Origin of the sequence: Flavobacterium sp. (genome assembly GCF_028712645.1) — a bacterium.
Classification (GTDB): Bacteria; Bacteroidota; Bacteroidia; order Flavobacteriales; family Flavobacteriaceae; genus Flavobacterium.
Genome location: NZ_JAQTPQ010000212.1, coordinates 1 through 6,306 on the forward strand (window position 1 = coordinate 1; position 6,306 = coordinate 6,306).

The following is a 6,306-nucleotide window of genomic DNA, read 5'->3' on the forward strand; positions in this document are numbered from 1 at the left end:
AGGAATTTCTTTTACATTAGTTGACAAAATTTCAAATTCAGCTTCATAGTAACCTCTTCTAACTTTGGAAACTTTAAGAAAAACCACATTCATATCGATTTTTTTCGAAAGCATTTCCGTTCCAACGTACACTGGAACTTCAATTCCCATAAAATTATGCCAATAATTTTTGGCTTTTAATTGTGGCGATTGATCACTTACAAACCCATATACAGATTTAATGTTATTGGAATTATTGCTTGCTATTACTTCTGCTATTTTATTAATTGGCACCAATTCTGTATCAAATTTAGAACGAATTTTTCGCACCAATCTATCAAAATATTTATTATTTACCTTCTTATAAACAGCAAATCCCTTAAATGAAATTTCACTATTCATCGAAATAACCCATTCATAACTAGCATAGTGAGATAATAAAAGAGCAATGCTTTTCCCGTCTTTCTCAAGAGATTTATAAACTTCTAGGTTTTTAAAAACAAACCTTTTATCCATTTCTTTTTTAGAAATACCCATCGTTTTTATCATTTCTAAAAACATATCACACAAATGTTTGTATGATTTTTTTTCAATAATTAGTCTTTCTGCAATTGATAAATGAGGTAAAGCTAATGCCAAGTTCTCTCTAACTACTTTTTTTCTATAACCAAAAATACGATATACGAAAAAATAGACTATATCAGACAAAATGTATAGAAATCTAAAAGGTACTATTGATAGTAAAAGTAATATTGGATATACAATCAAGAATAATAGAAGTTGCATTTTTTTTTTTTGCAAATATAACTAAAAGTATATAATTTAAGTTTGTATTATCTTTGTCGAAAATATATTTAACAACATTATGAATCTCAACGAAGAAGTTCACAAAGCTTACGAAATCATTCAGAACGGCGGAATAATCCTTTATCCAACGGATACCGTTTGGGGAATTGGTTGCGATGCCACAAATCCAGAGGCTGTTGCCAAAATCTATAAACTCAAGCAAAGAGCCGAAACACAATCGATGATTTGCTTGATGAATGGAGAAAAAATGATGTATAATGTTTTTGCAGCTGTTCCAGAAGTAGCGTGGCAAATTTTGGATTTATCTGAAAAGCCTACGACCCTAATTCTTGACCAACCACGAAATATTGCCCCCAATTTAATAGCGACAGACAATAGTTTAGGAATTAGAATAGTCAAAGAACCTTTCTGTTTTAAATTAATGGAAAAGATGCGAAAACCATTAGTTTCCACATCGGCAAATATTTCAGGACAACCCACGCCTATTGCCTTCAAAGATATTAGTCCAGAAATTATAAAAGGTGTGGACTATGTTGTAAATTTGCATCGCGAAAAAATTGCAGGAAAACCATCTACAATCATAAAATTAACGAATGATTCGCAGGTAAAAGTGATTCGGAAGTAAAAAATATATGTTATTGTTTGTCATTTCGACGAAGGAGAAATCACATCAGTTGCTCTCGTTATGTGATTTCTCCTTCGTCGAAATGACAAAATAGAAAAATCAATGAACTACAAATCAGCCCTAAATAATAAAATTTTCGAAGTCATTTCTCAAGCTTCACAAGAACTTAATCTCGAAAGTTATGTGATTGGTGGCTTCGTGAGAGATTTACTCTTGAAGAGAGATTTTAAAAAAGATATTGATATCGTCGCCGTTGGTAGCGGAATAGAACTTGCCTTAAAAGTCTCGGAATTGCTTCCGAAAAAACCAAAAGTTCAGGTTTTCAAAAATTACGGAACGGCAATGTTGCGTTATAAAGAAATTGACATTGAATTTGTTGGTGCTAGAAAAGAATCCTATCATTTTGAAAGTCGAAATCCCGTTGTCGAAAACGGAACCTTGGAAGACGATCAAAATCGCCGTGATTTTACCATAAATGCTTTGGCTCTATCTTTAAATTCCGAAAATTTTGGAGATTTAGTTGACCCTTTCGACGGATTAACGGCTTTAAAAAATAAAACTATTCAAACTCCCCTAGATCCTGATATCACTTTTTCTGACGATCCGTTGCGAATGTTACGAGGCATTCGCTTTGCAACTCAATTGGGTTTTGAAATTGAAGAAAATTCTTTGAATTCAATTACTAAAAATGCCGAAAGAATCAAAATTATATCTGGAGAACGAATTGTAGATGAACTCAATAAGATTCTTTCTACTAACAAGCCTTCGATTGGATTTTTATTATTATACAAAACGGGACTTTTAGACATCATTCTACCTGAATTAACTGCTTTAAATCAAGTAGAAGAAATTGAAGGTCAAACCCACAAAAATAATTTTTACCACACGCTTGAAGTTGTCGATAATATTTGCCCAAATACGGATGATGTTTGGCTTCGCTGGTCGGCACTTTTACACGATATTGGCAAAGCTCCAACAAAACGTTTCAATAAAAAACAAGGTTGGACGTTTCACGGACACGAATTTCTTGGTGGAAAAATGGCTAAGAAAATATTCGAAAGATTGCGAATGCCTTTAAATCACAAAATGAAATTTGTACAAAAAATGGTAATGATGAGCTCACGACCAATTGTACTTTCGCAAGATTTAGTAACTGATTCTGCTGTTCGCCGTTTGGTTTTTGATGCTGGCGAAGATGTAGAAAGTTTGATGACTTTATGTGAAGCTGACATTACAACTAAGAACCCAAGTAAATTCAAGAAATACCATCAAAATTTTGAACTCGTTCGAAAGAAAATAGTGGAAGTCGAAGAACGTGATCACGTGAGAAATTTTCAACCACCAATATCTGGGGAAGAAATTATGACAATCTTTAATCTACAACCATCCCGTGAAATTGGAATTCTAAAAGAAGCTGTAAAAGAAGCAATCCTTGAAGGAGAAATCCCAAATGAATATCAAGCTGCCTATGATTTTGTATTGAACAGAGGAGAAAAATTAGGATTGAAAAAAGTTTAAATAATTTGAAAATAAAATTATGAAAGAGAATAAATCAGTAATAATCTGGCTACTTTCAGTATGTTTTTTAGTGTTTGTATTGGTTGTAGTTGGCGGAATTACCCGTTTGACAAATTCTGGTCTTTCAATGACCGATTGGCATTTGGTAACCGATACTTTCCCGCCGTTAACTGAAGCCAAATGGCAGGAAACATTCGAGCAATACAAACAGTTTCCTGAATATCAAAAAATCAATATCCACAACGATTTTACACTTTCAGATTATAAATTCATCTATTTCTGGGAATGGTTTCACCGATTAATTGGTCGTGTACTTGGCTTTGTATTTATAATTCCTTTTGTTTATTTCTTGATTAAGAAAAAAATTAACAAAGACACACTGAACAAATGCTACATTCTATTGGGAATGGGTGCTTTTCAGGGTTTTTTGGGCTGGTTTATGGTACGAAGTGGATTAATTGACAACCCTGATGTGAGTCATTTTCGTTTGTCATTACATTTAACTTTTGCTTTTATCACTTTTGCTTACACGCTTTGGGTGGCATTGGATTTGATTTATCCTGACAGAAATATATCTATTATTCCGCTACGAAATTTAGCTCGAGTTGCATTAGTCTTTCTTCTTATGCAAATTATTTACGGTGGATTTGTAGCGGGTTTAAATGCTGGTCTAATCCACAACCATTGGCCATTGATGAGTGATGGACAATTTTTTCACGAAAGTATCATTTTAGAAAAAGACACTTGGTTTCAAAGACTTACCGAGGGAAAAAGTGGCGTTCAATTTGTACATAGAACTTTGGCTTATTTTGTAGTAGGATTTATATTGCTCTTAGCTTATAAAAGCCATAAATTTGACTTAACTAAAAACCAAAAATCGGGGATAAATGCATTAGTTGCAATTGTATTTTTGCAATTTGCCTTAGGCGTTTTTACTTTACTTTACAGTGTTCCATTGTGGTTAGGATTAACACATCAAGTGGTGGCTTTCTTTTTATTAACCACTATGACTTATACATTACATAGACTATCCAAATAATATTTTGCTATATTTACATCTGACTATATTGTGAAATCACAATGTTTAACAGCTATAAATGTCTAAACTTTCCGCACAAGATAAATTTATTGATCTGTCCGATTATGGACGACCAATTGCAAATATTTTGGTCAACCAATTAAAAAAAACGCGATTTACTCCCATTCACGTTACGCTACTTTTTGGGATTTCAGGCTTGATTGCAGTGTATTTTATATTAAAAAATCATTACTTTTTAGCGGGATTTTTCATCATTTTAAAATCAATTATCGATGCTGCCGATGGCGAATTAGCGAGAGCAAAAAAGATCCCATCTTACACCGGAAGATATCTCGACAGCGTGTTTGATATTATCTTAAATTTTCTTTTTTTGATGTCAATTTTTTATGTTACTAAAAGCAATTTTTGGATGACAATTTTGGCATTTTTTTGCATTCAATTACAAGGAACTTTATACAATTATTACTATGTGATTTTGAGAAATAAATCGGTTGGTGGAGATTCTACAAGCAAAATTTTCGAATACAAATCTCCGAAAGCATTAGTTGGTGAAAGTCAAAAAATGGTTGATATTATGTTTGCTATTTATACAATAGTTTATGGAGTATTTGATAAAATAATTCACACTTTAGACAGTGATGCTTATAAGGTAAAAACGTTCCCAAATTGGTTTATGACTTTCGTTTCTATTTACGGATTGGGATTTCAATTGTTGATAATTACCACTATGTTAGCTGTTAATTTAATTGAATTTATCGTTCCGTTTTTTATAATTTACTCTGTCTTTATTTTTGCATTTATAGGGATTAGAAAAATCTTTTTTAAGGCTTAAAACCGTCATAGAAATAATCTATACAACTTGTTTAAAATTCAAATTATCAAATAGTTAAAAGTAATTATATAAACTATAAATAAACCTTACATATTAACCAATCCAATTTTTAAAATCGGTTACTTTTTCTCTACTTACGATAACTTCATCATCATTATAGGAAGGTAAAATGACTTTCAATCTTGAGTTAGAATACACCACAATTTCTTTAATTGCTTTTAATGGAATGATGAATTTTCGACTTATTCGAAAGAAATTTTTCGAATCTAATTCTTGTTCCAAAACTTCTAAAGTAGTTTCAATTAAATAATTTCTGTTGTCGAAAGTATGAATATAAGTCCCTTTATTTTCACTAAAAAAACATTCAATTTCTTCTATTGAAATGACTTTTAAATGCTGTCCAATTTTAACAGTAAACCGAGTTTTGAAATTCTTATCGAATGGATTTTGAAACATTTTTTTGATGGTGTCAAAATCTAAATTTATGGATGAATTTTGATTTGGAAAACGTGCTTTAAATTTTGAAATCGCCATCTCTAAATCGTCTTCATCAATGGGTTTCAAGAGATAGTCAATCGAGTTTAATTTGAATGCTTTTAGTGCATATTCATCATAAGCCGTCGTGAAAATTATAGCACTTTTAATATCGACTTTTTCAAAGATTTCGAACGACAAACCATCAGACAATTGAATGTCTAAAAAGATCAAATCGGGATGTTCATTTTTAATAAACCAATCGATTGCCTCTTCGACAGAATGAAGCATCACTCCTACTTCAATATTTAACTTTCCAAGTTTACGTTGCAGCAATCTTGCTGCGGGTTTTTCGTCTTCGATTATTATTGTTGTCATTTTTTAAGTTAAAGGTTAGAGAATAGAAGTTAGAAGTTATAATGAATACTTCTCTTTACTCCCATTTCTCGTTTTTTTCATTCTCCATCAATTCATGGATTTTCTTCTCTTCCCAATTTTGTCCAAAAAACAGATTCCTTCCAAAAACGGATAATCCGTGTGCAGCCAAACCAATTCCCCAAAAAAGTGCAGTTGAAAACACTTCAAAACTCCAAAAACTATAATCCTCATGAGAATTAGTATAATAGTTTCCAGAAATTATAAATGCATTTACAAGAATATAAACCAATAAATGGACATAGAACCCTTTGATTCTTTTTACTCTTTTATAAGCCAAATTATAGCGTTCGTCTGGACTAAAATTGTCCGATTGGTATTGCTCAAACATTCTTCTTGATCGTCTCATTTCTTTATTTTTTAAATTATTTCCAAGTTTGTTTATTATCTTCTTTTCTTAAAATCTCTTGAATCTTACGTTCTTCCCAATTAGAACTGTATCCAAAAACTTTGAAAGCGTGCATCAACAATCCAAATCCCCATCCTGCAGCCGAAAACCAAAACCATTGAAATTGTGGAGAATAAGTTAAATTGATATAGATTAAAAAGGGAATTACACAACAGTAGGAAATCAAATTTCCGTAAAACCCTTTGAGT

At 31.7% G+C, this 6,306-nt stretch carries 8 protein-coding genes; 4 read left to right on the top strand and 4 right to left on the bottom strand.

The annotated features are described in order from the left end of the window. On the bottom strand, positions 1-765 hold a 765-nt coding region (locus PHC28_RS14255), incomplete at its 3' end, for a lysophospholipid acyltransferase family protein (protein ID WP_300102010.1). 79 nt (positions 766-844) lie between these two features. Between PHC28_RS14255 and PHC28_RS14260 the strand changes: the two genes are divergently transcribed. The 4 genes from PHC28_RS14260 to PHC28_RS14275 all read left to right on the top strand — a co-directional run bounded on the left by PHC28_RS14260 (position 845) and on the right by PHC28_RS14275 (position 4,800). Beyond that, the gene (locus PHC28_RS14260) at positions 845-1,411 is read left to right on the top strand and encodes an L-threonylcarbamoyladenylate synthase (RefSeq protein WP_300102013.1); all 567 of its coding nucleotides are present in this window, start codon (positions 845-847) and stop codon (positions 1,409-1,411) included. 102 nt (positions 1,412-1,513) lie between these two features. After that, complete coding sequence (locus PHC28_RS14265; RefSeq protein WP_300102016.1) at positions 1,514-2,929, top strand: HD domain-containing protein; 1,416 nt, start codon at positions 1,514-1,516, stop codon at positions 2,927-2,929. 16 nt (positions 2,930-2,945) lie between these two features. After that, positions 2,946-3,968: a COX15/CtaA family protein gene (locus tag PHC28_RS14270; protein ID WP_300102032.1), complete on the top strand. Its 1,023-nt coding sequence runs from the start codon at positions 2,946-2,948 to the stop codon at positions 3,966-3,968. Positions 3,969-4,026: 58 nt separating this feature from the next. Continuing rightward, positions 4,027-4,800, top strand: a complete 774-nt coding sequence (locus PHC28_RS14275; protein WP_300102021.1) for a CDP-alcohol phosphatidyltransferase family protein — start codon at positions 4,027-4,029, stop codon at positions 4,798-4,800. A gap of 93 nt (positions 4,801-4,893) precedes the next feature. Here the strand turns inward: PHC28_RS14275 and PHC28_RS14280 are convergent, their stop codons facing one another. From PHC28_RS14280 to PHC28_RS14290, 3 genes are all read right to left on the bottom strand, one after another. Then, positions 4,894-5,652 (bottom strand): LytTR family DNA-binding domain-containing protein, encoded by a 759-nt coding sequence (locus PHC28_RS14280; RefSeq protein ID WP_300102023.1) that lies wholly within the window; start codon positions 5,650-5,652, stop codon positions 4,894-4,896. A gap of 55 nt (positions 5,653-5,707) precedes the next feature. Next, complete coding sequence (locus PHC28_RS14285; RefSeq protein ID WP_300102026.1) at positions 5,708-6,058, bottom strand: 2TM domain-containing protein; 351 nt, start codon at positions 6,056-6,058, stop codon at positions 5,708-5,710. A gap of 16 nt (positions 6,059-6,074) precedes the next feature. Further along, a partial coding sequence (locus PHC28_RS14290) for a 2TM domain-containing protein (RefSeq protein WP_300102029.1) occupies positions 6,075-6,306 on the bottom strand: 232 nt, incomplete at its 5' end.

What these genes read in the sequence shown, in the direction of transcription:
- PHC28_RS14260 (WP_300102013.1), top strand. Translation starts at nt 845, where the DNA reads ATGAATCTCAACGAAGAAGTTCACAAAGCTTACGAAATCATTCAGAAC.
- PHC28_RS14265 (WP_300102016.1), top strand. Translation starts at nt 1,514, where the DNA reads ATGAACTACAAATCAGCCCTAAATAATAAAATTTTCGAAGTCATTTCT.
- PHC28_RS14275 (WP_300102021.1), top strand. Translation starts at nt 4,027, where the DNA reads ATGTCTAAACTTTCCGCACAAGATAAATTTATTGATCTGTCCGATTAT.
- PHC28_RS14280 (WP_300102023.1), bottom strand. Translation starts at nt 5,652, where the DNA reads ATGACAACAATAATAATCGAAGACGAAAAACCCGCAGCAAGATTGCTG.
- PHC28_RS14285 (WP_300102026.1), bottom strand. Translation starts at nt 6,058, where the DNA reads ATGAGACGATCAAGAAGAATGTTTGAGCAATACCAATCGGACAATTTT.